This is a genomic window from Pantoea sp. IMH (assembly GCF_000599885.1).
Classification (GTDB): Bacteria; Pseudomonadota; Gammaproteobacteria; order Enterobacterales; family Enterobacteriaceae; genus Erwinia.
The window spans coordinates 325091-340381 of sequence record NZ_JFGT01000005.1 but is presented as its reverse complement, the minus strand read 5'-3'; the positions used below and the strand labels follow the sequence as shown (position 1 = coordinate 340381).

At 54.5% G+C, this 15291-nt stretch carries 7 protein-coding genes; 5 read left to right on the top strand and 2 right to left on the bottom strand.

Features of this window, described 5'->3' with window-relative positions:
• Window positions 1–858: 858 nt before the first annotated feature.
• Window positions 859–3198, bottom strand: a complete 2340-nt coding sequence (gene arcB / locus EA20_RS0109810) for an aerobic respiration two-component sensor histidine kinase ArcB (protein WP_024966657.1) — start codon at window positions 3196–3198, stop codon at window positions 859–861.
• Window positions 3199–4105: 907 nt separating this feature from the next.
• Between arcB and gltB the strand changes: the two genes are divergently transcribed.
• Together gltB and EA20_RS0109800 are read left to right on the top strand one after the other, a co-directional pair.
• Complete coding sequence (gltB, locus tag EA20_RS0109805; RefSeq protein ID WP_081772564.1) at window positions 4106–8566, top strand: glutamate synthase large subunit; 4461 nt, start codon at window positions 4106–4108, stop codon at window positions 8564–8566.
• Window positions 8567–8575: 9 nt separating this feature from the next.
• Window positions 8576–9994, top strand: coding sequence for a glutamate synthase small subunit (locus EA20_RS0109800; RefSeq protein ID WP_024966655.1), 1419 nt, complete (start codon window positions 8576–8578; stop codon window positions 9992–9994).
• Between the two features lie 52 nt (window positions 9995–10046).
• Here the strand turns inward: EA20_RS0109800 and norR are convergent, their stop codons facing one another.
• Entirely contained in the window at window positions 10047–11567 is a 1521-nt protein-coding gene (norR, locus tag EA20_RS0109795) for a nitric oxide reductase transcriptional regulator NorR (protein ID WP_024966654.1), read from the bottom strand.
• 155 nt (window positions 11568–11722) lie between these two features.
• On the opposite strand from norR, the gene norV reads away from it, so the two are divergent.
• The 3 genes from norV to tehB are packed head-to-tail and all read left to right on the top strand — an operon-like array spanning window position 11723 to window position 15237.
• On the top strand, window positions 11723–13222 hold the full coding sequence (gene norV / locus EA20_RS0109790; RefSeq protein ID WP_024966653.1) for an anaerobic nitric oxide reductase flavorubredoxin: 1500 nt from the start codon (window positions 11723–11725) through the stop codon (window positions 13220–13222).
• Between the two features lie 3 nt (window positions 13223–13225).
• A complete protein-coding gene (gene norW, locus EA20_RS0109785; protein WP_024966652.1) occupies window positions 13226–14359 on the top strand; it encodes an NADH:flavorubredoxin reductase NorW in 1134 nt (377 codons plus the stop codon).
• A gap of 14 nt (window positions 14360–14373) precedes the next feature.
• Complete coding sequence (gene tehB, locus EA20_RS0109780) at window positions 14374–15237, top strand: SAM-dependent methyltransferase TehB (RefSeq protein WP_024966651.1); 864 nt, start codon at window positions 14374–14376, stop codon at window positions 15235–15237.
• Window positions 15238–15291 lie beyond the last annotated feature (54 nt).

Below are 15291 nucleotides of genomic sequence, written 5' to 3'. Positions count from 1 at the left end.
CATTTCTGTCTTATCATTTCTCATAAAAACTGTGATCAAACCTGTTTTCCAGATAAAAGGTTGCTAGCGTCAGATAAAACATGACCGGCTAAATTTAGAGCGAATTTGTCGGGCAGGAAATAAAATGCGCCTCATGCTTCAATCACTTCCGCGCATCAGGAATCGGTTCCATGAAAATTCGAAACTTAACACCTGCTTTAATCTTCGCAAAAAACGGTCAACGGTGTTAAAAGAAAATGATTCATATACCTTATGCATTTTTCATAAATGCATTTGTGAAAATGCACATAATTGCCGTTTATGAATTGCCCTGAACAACAGTTCCCGTCACCCATGTCCTTTTGTCTTTATATCGAAAAAGCATAAATACGCACAAAAAAATTTTGACAAAACGACAGAACCTCCTCAGGAAACTGGAAAAGCGACGCCTGAATGTTGCCGTAAGACAGAGACATCAATCTCATAAAAAAATAAGCGTTACAGCCAGTTAAATCCCGTTTCGGTTACCGCTTTTTTTCTTAGCACCGTTGCTAGCGTTCAAAAGTGAGGGTGCTGACGAGATGTTAATCTTATTACCGTCAAATCCGCCACAAAAGGTCAAATAACCGTCAACAGTGCACTAAAATTCACGACAAACTTGACTGTATCATCAAATTAATGTTTTCTGTCTGGGAACGCTGCTCTACTTCACACATTTTAATGAATTTGGTAACATGTGATGCAGGATTTGCTAATGTAGTTCCTGAGCGTTTCACCAATACCGCGCCTGTGCTTTTACACTCTTCTTATCAGAATAGCGCAGGTTACCCTTTTCCCTGGTGTTGGCGCAGTATTCGCGCACCCCGGCTTCGGTCGGGGTCATTTTTTTCCAGCGTCCGTAACCCATTTGCGTAATACGTCCACATCGTGGCGCCATTCCTGTTTCAGCTCGTCAATCCATTCCTGAACGTTGTCCCACCATGCCGGCAGTTCCGGGCTCTGTATCTGTTTGGCGATCTGTTGTAAATGCACGAGGCCGACCGAACCTGCTGCGCCTTTGATTTTATGCCCCTCTTCAGCAATCCCTTTCTGATCGCGCGCCATCATGTTGGAGTCCAGCACATCCAGATAGCCAGGCATCATCTGTTCAAACATCGCCAGGCTTTGCTCAATCAACTGTGGGCCGACCAGCTCGATGTACTGTTCCAGCATGGTGACATCCAGCAACGCCAGCTTCTTATCGTCCAGCGCGCGCGCCTGCGGAGTCTCAGTATCGTCTTGCTGATAATCCCAGTATTTTTTGATTATCGCCGTCAGCGCCGGTACGGCGAGCGGTTTGCTCAGCACATCGTCCATCCCCGCATCCAGATACTCTTTTTTGTCCTTCAGGACGTTAGCCGTCAATGCGACCAGCGGCGGAAGATGATGGCCCTGATAGCGACGACGAATTTCACGGGCCACGTCCAGACCGGTCATATCCGGTAACTGAATATCCAGCAGCACCAAATCAAATTCATCAGGGTCAAACATGCTCAACGCGGCTTCCCCCGTCATGGCGACCTCAACGCTGTTACCCAGTTTTTCAAGCACCGATCGCGCCACCACCACGTTCAGTTCAATATCCTCAACCAGCAGCACATGCAGCGCAGGCAGCGGCATATCGTCAGCAGGCTGCTCATCTTCGACTTGCTCAACCACACGGGGAGCATTAACCGTCAGCGTAAAGCAAGAGCCGGCACCCGGCGAACTGCGCACGGTGATATCGCCCCCCATGCTCTGCGCCAGACGGCGTGAAACCGCAAGCCCGATGCCGGTACCTGTTGCGGGTTTACCGCCGCGCTGATCCTTCACCTGATAATACATGGCGAAAATTTTATCCTGCTCATCCTCAGGAATGCCCATACCGGAGTCTTCGACTTCAAAACGCAGGCAGTCCTCGCCCTGACAGGCGACACGCACCACAATACTGCCCTGCTGCGTAAACTTGACCGCGTTTCCGATCAGATTCCATAAAATCTGACGCAAGCGTGTTCCGTCGGTAATAATTTTATGAGGCAGCGGCAGTTCCGGCTGCAGAATAAATTGCAGCCCTTTCGGCTGTACCAGCAGGCCAGAGAGGTTTTCCAGGTCGGCCAGGAAGCCAGTAAAATCGATGGGTTGATTATCAAGCTGAACCTTACGCCGCTCGATTTTATCCATTTCAATCACATCGTTAAAAATATTACCGAGCGTAATGGCTGAGACATGGATCGTTTTCAGGTATTTAAGCTGCTCCGGATTGAGTTCCGTATCCAGCAGAATGCGGCTCAGGCCAACGATGCCGTTAAGCGGCGTACGAAGCTCATGGCTAATCGTTGAGATAAAGGTGGTCTTTTCCCTGCTGGCGCTCTCTAAGGCGTCCTGATAGCGCTTACGCTCGGTTATATCACGTCCAAAGCCCATCAGTCCGCTTCGCTTCCCTACCCGGTCATAATAAGGCACCTTGCGGATTTCGAAGCAGGCTTTGCGCCCGTCGGGATATTGCAGCCACTGTTCGTAGGTCAGAGAGACGTTGTGACGGAAAACTTTTTCGTCGGTCTCCAGCACCTTGGTTGATGCGTCCTCATCGTATACATCGCGTGGCGTCAGGCCGATAAGCTGCTTTTCGCTTTTGCCTGTCAGCAGTTCCATGGCGCGGTTACAGCCGGAAAACTGCTCGTCGATATTGCGGTAAAAGACCAGATCGGGAGATGCATCCAGAAACGAGCGCAGGAAGGAGGATTGCTGCTCAAGTTCAATCTGCGCCTCTTCACGTCTGGCCATCTCTTCTTTCAACTTATCAACAATCTGCAGGCGCGCTTCTTCCGCTTTGATACGATCGGCAATCTCCTGATTAAGCTGGGTAATATTTTCCTTCATTTGCTGATTGAGTTCTAAATCCCGGTGGCGCATCTCTTCAAGCTTATCCACCAGTCTGGAAAGCCGCTGCCTGGATTCCTCCAGTTGCTCCACCACCACCGATAAAAAATAGACGGCCCAGGGCGTGATCAGCAGGCCGAAGAAAACCGAGCGGACGATATCAATGCTTTCCACGTGGCCATGTAGCACCATGGTGACGGCCATCTGGACGATCATTGCCAGTACGACCAGTGCGGAAGCGAGCAACAGCGAGAAGCGGACCAGCCCCAGCTTTACCATCAGATCAACGTAGTACTGCGCCAGCAAACGAATTTGTTTCATAAGGGATTCCTTCCAGACCGATTGCCGCATCATAGCGTAAAAGCGGAACAGGCGAATATAGACGGGATCAGTTCTGACGCACCCGGCTGGTGCAACGGAACATAACGGCTGACAAGGATGATTTACGTCGCCAGGCGGCTCGGTTGTGGCAGCAACCGCACAGACCCGGTGATTCATCACATTTTTTCCGTGCAGGCGCGCCAGAAACTTGCCACAAACGACTGCATAAGCTACGCAATGAGAACCGCTCCCATTACCCAGCCACAGTGAGATATTTCAGCGTGATGACGTTTTTAATACAAATGCGGCCTCATCCCTGAGTGAATATTAATTCACATTAATCGCCTGATAAATCATTAGCACGGTGATTAAAGTTTCTAATGAGCAAACACGATTTAATTCAAAAATAACCGCGCCTGAAAAACAGTGTATTTCAGTAATTAAGGCCACTTAACCAGCATATCATGCTGGCAATCCCCGTGGCACCAGCACGGTGCAGAGATTTGACGCCTGCACTATAGTGAGTCAGCTCACACTTCTTCCTGATATCCTCAGCAAACGAACGGAAGAAAAAAACGCATAATAATATTAAATATCAACCAGTTACACTACAAATACCATGAAAAAGCGGCGGCAAGTGGCCTGGTTGACCTGAGTACGCTTTCCCGATAAGTTGGAAATCCGCTGGAAGCTTTCTCGACGGGTCGTCTGACCGTCATACTTATGCAGTTATTGTGATTCCCTCTGAAGCAAGTCCTCAACGCTTGTGACACCGACGCTAACGGATAGAGATAGAGGGGCGACATTAAAGGTGAGCCTGGCTCGTAAAAACCTGTCGCCGTGCCCTTTCTACGTCTGCCCGTCGTCGGCGCAGGGAATCCCGCAGAGCCTGGGGAGGTTCACTGATATGTTGTACGATAAATCCCTTGAAAAGGATAACTGTGGTTTCGGCCTGATCGCCCACATAGAAGGCGAACCTAGCCACAAGGTGGTGCGAACCGCTATCCACGCCCTGGCCCGTATGCAGCACCGTGGCGCGATCCTTGCTGACGGCAAGACCGGCGACGGCTGCGGCCTGCTTTTACAGAAACCCGACCGGTTTTTCCGGGTGGTGGCGGCCGATTGCGGCTGGCGCCTGGCGAAAAATTATGCCGTTGGCATGCTATTTCTTAATCAGGATGGCGAACTGGCGCGTGAAAGCCGTCGTATCGTGGAAGAGGAAGTCTTACGCGAGACGCTCTCCGTCGTAGGCTGGCGTGAAGTCCCTGTTAACCGGGACGTGCTGGGTGAAATTGCGCTCTCTTCCATGCCGCGCATCGAGCAGCTGTTCATCAACGCGCCTGCGGGCTGGCGCCCGCGCGATATGGAGCGCCGCCTTTATATGGCGCGTCGCCGCATTGAGAAGCGCATCGCCGATAAAGAGTTCTACGTTTGCAGCCTCTCCAATCAGGTCAATATCTATAAAGGTCTCTGTATGCCGGCAGATCTGCCGCGCTTCTACCTTGATCTGGCCGATTTGCGCCTGGAATCTGCTATTTGCCTATTCCATCAGCGCTTTTCAACCAATACCGTACCGCGCTGGCCGCTGGCGCAGCCTTTCCGCTACATGGCGCACAACGGCGAAATCAATACCATCACCGGAAACCGTCAGTGGGCCAGAGCGCGCGCCTATAAATTCAGAACGCCGCTGATCCCCGATCTGCAGGATGCCGCCCCCTTCGTGAATGAAACCGGCTCTGACTCCAGCTCAATGGATAATATGCTGGAGCTCTTCCTCAGCGGCGGGATGGATCTGATCCGTGCAATGCGTCTGCTTGTGCCGCCAGCCTGGCAAAACAATCCGGATATGGATCCGGAGCTGCGCGACTTCTTTGACTTCAACTCCATGCATATGGAGCCGTGGGATGGCCCGGCAGGGATCGTTATGTCCGATGGCCGCTATGCCGCCTGTAACCTGGACCGTAACGGCCTGCGTCCGGCACGCTACGTTATTACCACAGATAAGCTGATCACCTGTGCCTCCGAAGTCGGTATCTGGGATTATCAGCCGGATGAAGTGGTTGAAAAAGGCCGCGTTGGGCCTGGCGAACTGATGGTGATTGACACCCGTGCAGGCCGCATTCTCCACTCGGCAGAAACCGATAACGACCTGAAAAGTCGCCATCCTTATAAAGAATGGATGGAGAAGAACGTCCGCCGCCTGGTGCCCTTTGAGAGCCTGCCTGACGATCAGGTCGGCAGCCGCGAAATGGCTGACGATCTGCTGGCGACGTTCCAGAAGCAGTTTGGCTACAGCAGCGAAGAACTGGATGCCATTATTCGCGTGCTGGGTGAAAACGGTCAGGAAGCTGTGGGCTCAATGGGCGATGATACGCCGTTCGCCGTGCTTTCCAGCCGTCCCCGCATCATTTATGACTATTTCCGTCAGCAGTTCGCTCAGGTAACAAACCCGCCGATCGATCCCCTGCGTGAAGCGCACGTGATGTCGCTGGCCACCAGCATCGGTCGTGAAATGAACGTCTTCTGCGAGGCGGAAGGTCAGGCGCATCGTCTGAGCTTTAAATCGCCTATTCTGCTCTATTCAGATTTTAAACAGCTGACCTCCCAGGATGCTGAGTTTTATCGCGCAGATACGCTGGACTGTACCTTTGATCCAGCCGAAAGTTCGCTGGAAGAGACCATTCTGGCGCTGTGCGATCGCGCTGAAGCACTGGTCAAAGAAGGCACCGTCCTGCTGGTGCTTTCTGACCGCGGCATCAGCGAAAAACGGCTGCCCGTCCCGGCGCCTATGGTGGTCGGCGCCATACAAACTCGCCTGGTCGATAAAAGCCTGCGCTGCGACGCCAACATCATCGTTGAAACCGCCAGCGCCCGCGATCCGCATCATTTCGCCGTATTGCTCGGCTTTGGCGCCACGGCGATCTACCCCTATCTGGCCTATGAGTCACTGGCCAAAATGGCCGATAGCGGCGTGATCCAGAAAGATTACCGCACCCTGATGCTGAACTACCGTAACGGCATCAATAAGGGGCTCTACAAAATTATGTCCAAGATGGGCATATCGACCATTGCCTCCTACCGCTGTTCGAAGCTGTTTGAAGCCGTAGGTCTGCACCGTGACGTCTCCGGCCTCTGCTTCCAGGGCGTCGTCAGCCGGATTGGCGGCGCAAACTTTAGCGACTTCCAGCAGGATCTGCTGAATCTGGCAAAACGTGCCTGGCTGCAGCGTAAGCCGCTCGATCAGGGTGGACTGTTTAAATATGTCCACGGCGGCGAATATCACGCCTACAACCCGGATGTGGTCGGCACGCTGCAAAAAGCGGTACAAAGCGGCGAGTATGCGGATTACCAGCACTACGCGAAGCTGGTGAACGAACGTCCCGTTGCGGCACTGCGCGATCTGCTGGCGATAACCTCAGCCAACAGCACCGCCATCAACATTGATGACGTGGAACCCGCCAGCGAACTGTATAAGCGTTTCGATACCGCCGCGATGTCCATCGGCGCACTCAGCCCGGAAGCGCATGAGTCGCTGGCAGAAGCGATGAATGGCCTCGGTGGTTACTCGAACTCTGGTGAAGGTGGAGAAGATCCGGCGCGTTACGGCACGAATAAAGTCTCCCGCATCAAGCAGGTTGCTTCGGGCCGCTTTGGCGTGACGCCAGCTTATCTGGTCAACGCAGACGTTATTCAGATTAAGGTTGCGCAGGGTGCGAAACCGGGCGAAGGCGGTCAGCTGCCGGGCGATAAAGTGACGCCTTATATCGCCAGGCTGCGCTATTCCGTGCCTGGCGTTACCCTGATTTCCCCACCGCCACACCACGATATCTACTCTATCGAAGATCTGGCACAGCTGATTTTCGATCTGAAGCAGGTGAATCCAAAAGCGATGATTTCGGTGAAGCTGGTTTCCGAGCCAGGTGTCGGCACCATCGCAACCGGTGTGGCTAAAGCCTATGCCGATCTGATCACCATCGCCGGCTATGATGGCGGCACCGGCGCCAGCCCGCTGAGCTCGGTAAAATATGCGGGCTGTCCGTGGGAGCTGGGCCTGGTGGAAACCCAGCAGGCGCTGGTGGCGAACGGACTGCGCCATAAGATCCGTCTGCAAGTGGATGGCGGCCTGAAAACCGGCCGCGACATTATCAAGGCGGCGATCCTTGGTGCGGAAAGCTTCGGCTTCGGCACCGGCCCGATGGTCGCACTGGGCTGTAAATATCTGCGTATCTGTCACCTGAACAACTGCGCAACAGGCGTGGCAACTCAGGATGAGAAGCTGCGTAAAAACCACTACCACGGCCTGCCCTACCGCGTGACGAACTATTTTGAGTTTATCGCTCGTGAAACGCGTGAAATTATGGCTGAGCTGGGCGTTAAACGCCTTGTGGATCTGATTGGCCGTACCGATCTGTTAAACGAGCTGGACGGTTTCACGGCTAAACAGCAAAGTCTGGATCTCTCAGCGCTGCTGGAAACGGCGGAACCGATGCCGGGCAAAACCGTCTACTGTACGGAAAGCAACCCGCCTTTCGACAACGGACTGCTGAACAAAGCGCTGTATGACCAGGCGATGCCTTTTGTGGAAGCAAAGCAGAGTAAAACGTTCTGGTTTGATATCCGTAACACTGACCGCTCTGTCGGCGCGACGCTGTCCGGCGCCATCGCGCTGAAGCACGGCGATCAGGGACTGGCTTCCGATCCGATTCGGGCGCATTTCAGCGGGACGGCCGGACAAAGCTTCGGCGTCTGGAACGCGGGCGGCGTGGAGCTGACCCTGACCGGCGATGCCAACGACTATGTGGGCAAAGGCATGGCAGGCGGTTTGCTGGCCGTGCGTCCGCCAGTCGGTTCCGCTTTTCGCAGCCATGAAGCCACCATTATCGGCAACACCTGCCTGTATGGTGCCACCGGCGGCAAGCTGTTTGCCGCAGGCCGTGCCGGTGAGCGTTTCGCCGTGCGTAACTCCGGAGCGATTACCGTGGTTGAAGGCATTGGTGATAACGGCTGTGAGTATATGACGGGCGGCATCGTTTGTGTGCTGGGCCGTACCGGCGTTAACTTCGGCGCAGGCATGACCGGCGGCTTCGCCTACGTGCTGGATGAAGATGGCGAGTTCCGTAAGCGCGTTAACTCAGAGCTGGTGGAAGTCCTGAGCGTGGACGATCTGGCGATACACGAAGAGCATCTTCGTGGCCTGATTACCGAACACGTCCACCATACCGGTTCTTCACGCGGTGAAGAGATCCTGGCGAACTGGCCAGCCTGGTCCACCCGGTTCTCGCTGGTTAAACCGAAATCCAGCGATGTGAAGGCATTGTTGGGTCACCGTAGTCGTTCCGCAGCCGAGCTGCGGGTGCAGGCGCAGTAAGAGGTCACGATGAGTCAAAACGTTTATCAATTTATCGACTTGCAGCGCGTCGATCCGCCGAAGAAGCCGCTTAAGATCCGCAAAATTGAATTTGTGGAGATTTACGAGCCGTTCTCTGAAAGCCAGGCGCAGGCGCAGGCCGATCGCTGTCTTTCCTGCGGTAACCCTTACTGCGAGTGGAAGTGTCCGGTACATAACTACATTCCGGACTGGCTGAAGCTGGCGAACGAAGGGCGCATCATTGAAGCGGCGGAGCTGTCGCACCAGACCAACAGTCTGCCGGAAGTTTGCGGCCGGGTATGTCCTCAGGATCGCCTGTGCGAAGGTTCCTGTACGCTAAACGATGAGTTTGGAGCAGTGACAATCGGCAACATAGAGCGCTATATCAACGATAAAGCGCTGGAAATGGGCTGGAAGCCCAACCTGGATGGCGTTAAGCCTACCGGCAAGCGGGTGGCGATTATCGGTGCTGGCCCGGCTGGCCTGGCCTGTGCCGATGTCCTGACCCGTAACGGCGTAAAGGCGGTGGTATACGATCGCCATCCGGAAATCGGCGGCCTGCTGACGTTTGGCATTCCCGCGTTCAAGCTGGAAAAATCGGTCATGACCAAACGCCGCGAAATTTTCAGCGGCATGGGCGTGGAGTTCAATCTGAATACGGAAGTGGGCCGCGATATCCAGATGAGCGACCTGCTGACGCAGTTTGACGCGGTTTTCCTCGGCGTCGGCACCTATCAGTCGATGAAGGGCGGGCTTGAAAATGAGGAAGCGCCAGGCGTCTACGATGCGCTGCCGTTCCTGATTGCCAATACCAAACAGACTATGGGCTTCCCGGATTCCCCCGAAGAGCCTTATATCAGCATGAACGCGAAACGCGTGGTAGTGCTCGGGGGCGGTGATACCGCTATGGACTGCGTACGCACTTCCATTCGTCAGGGCGCAACGCACGTTACCTGCGCCTACCGTCGTGATGAAGAGAACATGCCAGGTTCACGTCGCGAAGTGAAAAACGCCCGTGAAGAAGGGGTGGAATTCCAGTTCAACGTGCAGCCGCTGGGCATTGAAATTAACGGTAATGGTCGGGTCAGCGGCGTCAAAATGGCGCGTACCGAAATGGTACAGCCGGATGCTAACGGTCGCCGCCGTGCTGAGATCGTCGCCGGCTCCGAGCACGTTGTTCCGGCAGACGCGGTGGTGATGGCCTTCGGCTTCCGCCCGCATCAGATGTCGTGGCTGGAACAGCACAGCGTTGAGCTGGATGCTCAGGGCCGCATCATCGCCCCGGAAGGCAGCGAGAAACCTTTCCAGACCAGCAACCCGAAAATCTTCGCCGGTGGCGATGTGGTGCGCGGTTCTGACCTGGTAGTCACCGCCATTGCTGAAGGCCGTAAAGCTGCTGAAGGCATTATGGACTGGCTGGAAGTGTAACGCCGCTCCCCAATGCTTTTCAGGCCCGCCGCACAAGGCGGGCTTTTTTTTCCTATTTCAGCCCCAGCCTGCCAGCAAGCCGGTGCAGGTTGCCGGGATCCATTTCCAGCATCCTTGCACAGGCAGCCCATTTCCCCTGACTGGCCTGTAAAGCCTGACGGATGTAGCGACGCTGAAACTCATCCGTTGCGTCACGCAGGCTCTGAGGCGTTGCAGCGACTTCTGCTGCCGGCGCTTCTGAAGCCGTCGCAGCCTGAGCCGGAAAAAAATGCGAAGGCAATAAAATCACCTCATCACTCCCAGCCTCTGCCTGAGCGATAATAGTGGCGCGATAAATACTGTGTTCCAGCTCGCGGATATTCCCCGGCCATGCCGCCTTGCTCAGCACTGAACGCGCCGCCGCGCTGAGCGCAAGATGCCGGAGCCCAAATTTTTTACGGCATTTTTCACAGAAGTAGCCAGCCAGCAGCACAATATCGTTGCCGCGTTCCCGCAGCGGCGGCACATGCAGAGGGAAAACGCTCAGGCGGTGAAAAAGATCGGTGCGGAAGCGTCCTTCCAGTGAGGCCTGGCGCAGATCCTGATTCGTTGCCGCCAGGATACGCACATCCACTTTCAGCGGGCGATCTTCGCCCACGCGCTGAAGATCGCCATATTGCAGCACGCGCAGCAGTTTCGCCTGGAGTGAAAGCGGCAGCTCACCAATTTCATCCAGAAAAAGCGTTCCGTTATTCGCCATTTCAAACTTGCCGGTACGGTCATGTATCGCTCCGGTAAACGCCCCTTTGACGTGACCGAACAGCTCGCTTTCCGCCACGGTTTCCGGCAGGGCCGCGCAGTTAAGATAGATCAGTGGGTGCGCGCTGCGAGCTGACTGCTGATGTAATGCACGCGCGACCAGCTCCTTGCCGACGCCCGTTTCGCCGGTGATCAGGACATTGAGATCGGTCGCTGCGACGATCCCAATTTCTTTTTTCAGCTGCGCCATCACGGACGAGGATCCGATCATCTCATCGCTGCCGGTTTCTCTCTCCTCATCTGCGGTCAGAGGGACGTTTCCCATCCCTGGTCTTTCCAGCTGTTCCAGCAGTAAAGCGTTACTGAGCGCACCGGAAACCAGTGCAGCCACGATCCGCAGCTCTTCATCGCTGTAAGCGTCAAACTGCGTGGCATTCATACCATCCAGCGTCAGCGCCCCGATCAGCGACTGGCCTGAAAATAGCGGCAGGCCCACGCAGGCGTGGACGTGCAGTTCCTGATGTTCCGGTATCAATCCGTCATAGGGATCCGGGAGTTTGCTATCCGCCGGGAAACGCACTACGTCACCCGCCCGGGCAATGGCTTCCAGGCGCGGATGCGCCTCCAGCTGGAAGCGCCGTCCCATTACATCCGGCGCGAGGCCTGCCGTCGCCACAGGCCGGAACTGGTGAGCTTCATAACATAAAAGCGCCGTGGCATCGCAGGCGAGAAGCTGATGGAGACTGCCGATCATGCGGCTGAATCTGTCTGGCCGCGCGAGGCTGTTTTGAATGTTGACCGCGATATCGGCAAGGCTGTTGGCAGAGAGGGTCATGGTGTCTTTTTCACATTGCGATTGTTAAAAAGACAATAGTTCATCGCTGTCTATTATACAATGACTTAAAAAATAAAGTTATAAATCAAACAGATAAAAGTTGGCACGGAGGATGCAATAACAGCGTAACGACAATCAGTCTTGAGGCCAATAGCATGAGTATCCACGTTAAAAGTCATATCACCTGGGTTGGACAACGCGACTGGGAAGTCCGTGATTTCCACGGTACCGAATACAAAACGCTGAAGGGCAGCAGCTATAACAGCTATCTGATTCAGGAAGAGAAGAATGTCCTGATTGATACGGTTGACCATAAGTTCAGCCGGGAGTTTGTCACCAACCTGGCGCAGGAGATCGAGCTTTCCAAAATTGATTACATCGTCATTAATCATGCTGAGGAAGATCACGCGGGCGCGCTGACCGAGCTGATGTCCCATATTCCCGGCACGCCAATCTACTGTACAGAAAACGCGATCGACTCGATCAACGGACATCATCATCATCCCGAATGGAATTTTCATATTGTCAAAACCGGGGATACGCTGGCTGTCGGCAACGGCAAACAGCTGATTTTCGTTGAAACGCCGATGCTTCACTGGCCGGACAGCATGATGACCTATCTGACCGGCGATGCTGTGCTGTTCAGTAACGATGCTTTTGGCCAGCACTACTGCGACGAGCATCTGTTCAATGATGAAGTGGATCAGCAGGAACTTTTTGAAGAATGTCAGCGTTATTACGCCAATATTCTGACGCCTTTCAGCCGTCTGGTAACGCCTAAGATCAACGAGATCCTCGGCTTTAATTTACCGGTCAGTATGATCGCCACTTCGCACGGTGTGGTCTGGCGGGATAATCCAACGCAAATCGTTCAGCACTATCTGAACTGGGCTGCCGATTATCAGGAAGATCGCATCACACTGCTCTATGACACTATGTCGAATAATACGCGCATGATGGCGGATGCCATTGCTCAGGGCATCCATGAAGTTGATCCCCGCGTCGCGGTGAAAATTTTTAACGTCGCGCGCCACGATAAAAACGAAATCCTGACGCAGGTGTTCCGCTCCAAGGGCATCCTGGTCGGCTCCTCCACCATGAATAACGTCATGATGCCAAAAATTGCTGGCATGCTGGAAGAGCTGGCCGGTCTGCGTTTTCGCAACAAAAAAGCCTCAGCCTTCGGCAGCTACGGCTGGACGGGCGGCGCGGTTGATCGTATTCAGACACGGTTGATGGATGCCGGTTTTGATACCGCCATTGCTTTAAAGGCGAAGTGGCGGCCAGATGGTGAGGCGCTGGAAATCTGTCGCGAACATGGACGCTACCTGGCGCGGCAGTGGGCGCTTTCACCGATAGAAGCGCCCGTCATTCAGGCCGAACCAGTTGCAGCAGAGTCAGCGAAGCCGGTTGTGGTGCCTGTAGCGCCAACTGAGGCGTTAACAGAAACGGATGCGCTTAGCGCGACGACCTCATCCACAGAGGTCTCCGGCGGCTGTATGCAGTGCTCCGTCTGCCAATGGATATACGATCCCTCACTGGGCGAACCCTTACAGGACGTCGCGCCTGGTACAACATGGTCTGATGTCCCTGACGATTTTCTCTGTCCGGAATGCGGCCTGGGTAAATCCGTTTTCGATCCTTATGAGGGCTGAATGATGTCAACCGATATTGTTATTGTTGGCTCCGGCTTTGCTGCCCGACAGCTGGTAAAACATCTGCGCTTGCGCGATAAAGCAGTCACGATCCGGTTAATCGCGGCGGACAGCTGCGATGAATATAACAAACCGGAACTGAGCCATGTTTTCAGCCAGCGGCTGACCGCCGATGCGCTGACGCGCGAGCGTGCTGAGACCTTTGCTGAGCAGAATAATATACTGCTGAACAGAAACACCCGGGTAACCGCCATCGATGCAGCCAGCCACCGTCTCGCGACCAGCGAGGGCGACTTTACCTACGGCAAACTGGTGCTGGCAACGGGCGCTGAGGCGCTGGTACCCGCTTTTCCCGGCAGCGAGCTGATGATCACGCTCAACAGTCAGCAGGCGTTCCGCACAGCGCAGGACAAGCTGCATAACGCCCGCCGCGTGCTGCTACTGGGTGGCGGCCTGATAGGCACCGAGCTGGCAATGGATCTTAATCATGCCGGAAAAACGGTCACTCTGGTTGAGCGGGCTGCCAGCCTGCTCGCCTCGCTGATGCCGGCTGAAGTCAGCGCCAGGCTGCAGCACTGCCTGCTGAAGGCCGGCGTGGATGTGCGTCTGCATAATGAGCTCGCCGCCCTGACCTTAGAGAATGATGCCTTACAGGCAACCCTGAGCAACGGGCAGCAGATTGAATGCGATGCAGCGATCTGTGCCGTGGGTTTGCGCCCTAACATTGCGCTGGCGCGGGAGGCTGGGCTGCATACACGGCGCGGCATCGTTGTGGATGATACGCTGAGCACATCCCATCCCGATATCTTTTCGCTGGGTGACTGCGCCGAAATCAGTGGCCAACTGATGCCCTATCTCCAGCCGGCCCAGATGGCAGCGCTGACGCTGGCGAAAAACCTGACCGGCAGCACCGAAACGCTGCGTCTTCCCGCCATGTTGATCAAGGTGAAAACCCCCGATTTGATCCTTCATCTGGCCGGTAATACCACCGCGCCGGATCTGCTCTGGCAGATGAGTTTCGGACCGCAGGGGATAGTTGCCAGGGGCATAAATCCGACGGGCGCGCTTGAAGCCTTCGTCGTCAGTGAAGGTGAGATGAAACAGGCTTTTGCGCTGCTGAAACAGCTACCGAAATGAATTCCGGAGGAAAAATGTCAGAACTTATTTGCTACAAAACGCTGCCTGTCTGGCACAAAGAGACGCTGCCTGCCGCTTTTCAACAGCAGCATAACACCCGCGAAGGAAGCTGGGCGCAGCTGACTGTTTTGCGCGGCACGCTCAATTTCTCCCTGATGACGGCAGCAGGCGAGATAACCGAAACCTTTACCTTTACGCCTGACAATCAGCCGCCACGCATTGCGCCACAGCAGTGGCACCGTATCGACAGCGTCAGTGAGGATGTTGAATGCCAGCTGGCCTTTTACTGCACGGCGGAACAGTACTACAGCCAGAAATATCAGTTAACGCCTCCCCATTCGGAGGTGATTGAAGCCGCAGGGAAAATTCCGCCAGGCCGGGTACTTGATCTTGGCTGCGGCAATGGCCGCAATGTTCTTTACCTGGACCAGAAAGGGTTTAGTGTTGAAGGCTGGGATAAAAGCACCGAAAGCCTGAACCAGCTTCAGGGAATTATCACCGCAGAAAAGCGGGAAAACATCACGCTGGTCCAAAAGGATCTTAACGGAGTCACCCTCGCTGGACAGTATGATTTTATTCTTTCCACCGTGGTGATGATGTTTTTGCAGCCTGACACTATCCCCGCGTTAATCAAACAGATGCAGGATGCCACGCGGCCAGGAGGATATAACCTGATTGTGGCGGCAATGAACACGCCCGATTATCCCTGCCCTTTACCTTTCCCCTTTACGTTCCGTCCTGGCGAACTGCTGGACAACTATACCGGCTGGGAGATCGTCAAATATAACGAAAACCCCGGCGCGCTGCATAAAGTCGATGCTCAGGGCAACCCCATTAAACTGCGCTTCGCCACGCTGCTGGCGAAGAAGAAAGCCTGACTCCGGGCAAAAAAAAAGACTCCCATAAGGAGTCTTTTTTCGGCATAGCGGTGA

What these genes read in the sequence shown, in the direction of transcription:
- arcB (WP_024966657.1), bottom strand. Translation starts at nt 3,198, where the DNA reads ATGAAACAAATTCGTTTGCTGGCGCAGTACTACGTTGATCTGATGGTA.
- gltB (WP_081772564.1), top strand. Translation starts at nt 4,106, where the DNA reads ATGTTGTACGATAAATCCCTTGAAAAGGATAACTGTGGTTTCGGCCTG.
- EA20_RS0109800 (WP_024966655.1), top strand. Translation starts at nt 8,576, where the DNA reads ATGAGTCAAAACGTTTATCAATTTATCGACTTGCAGCGCGTCGATCCG.
- norR (WP_024966654.1), bottom strand. Translation starts at nt 11,567, where the DNA reads ATGACCCTCTCTGCCAACAGCCTTGCCGATATCGCGGTCAACATTCAA.
- norV (WP_024966653.1), top strand. Translation starts at nt 11,723, where the DNA reads ATGAGTATCCACGTTAAAAGTCATATCACCTGGGTTGGACAACGCGAC.
- norW (WP_024966652.1), top strand. Translation starts at nt 13,226, where the DNA reads ATGTCAACCGATATTGTTATTGTTGGCTCCGGCTTTGCTGCCCGACAG.
- tehB (WP_024966651.1), top strand. Translation starts at nt 14,374, where the DNA reads ATGTCAGAACTTATTTGCTACAAAACGCTGCCTGTCTGGCACAAAGAG.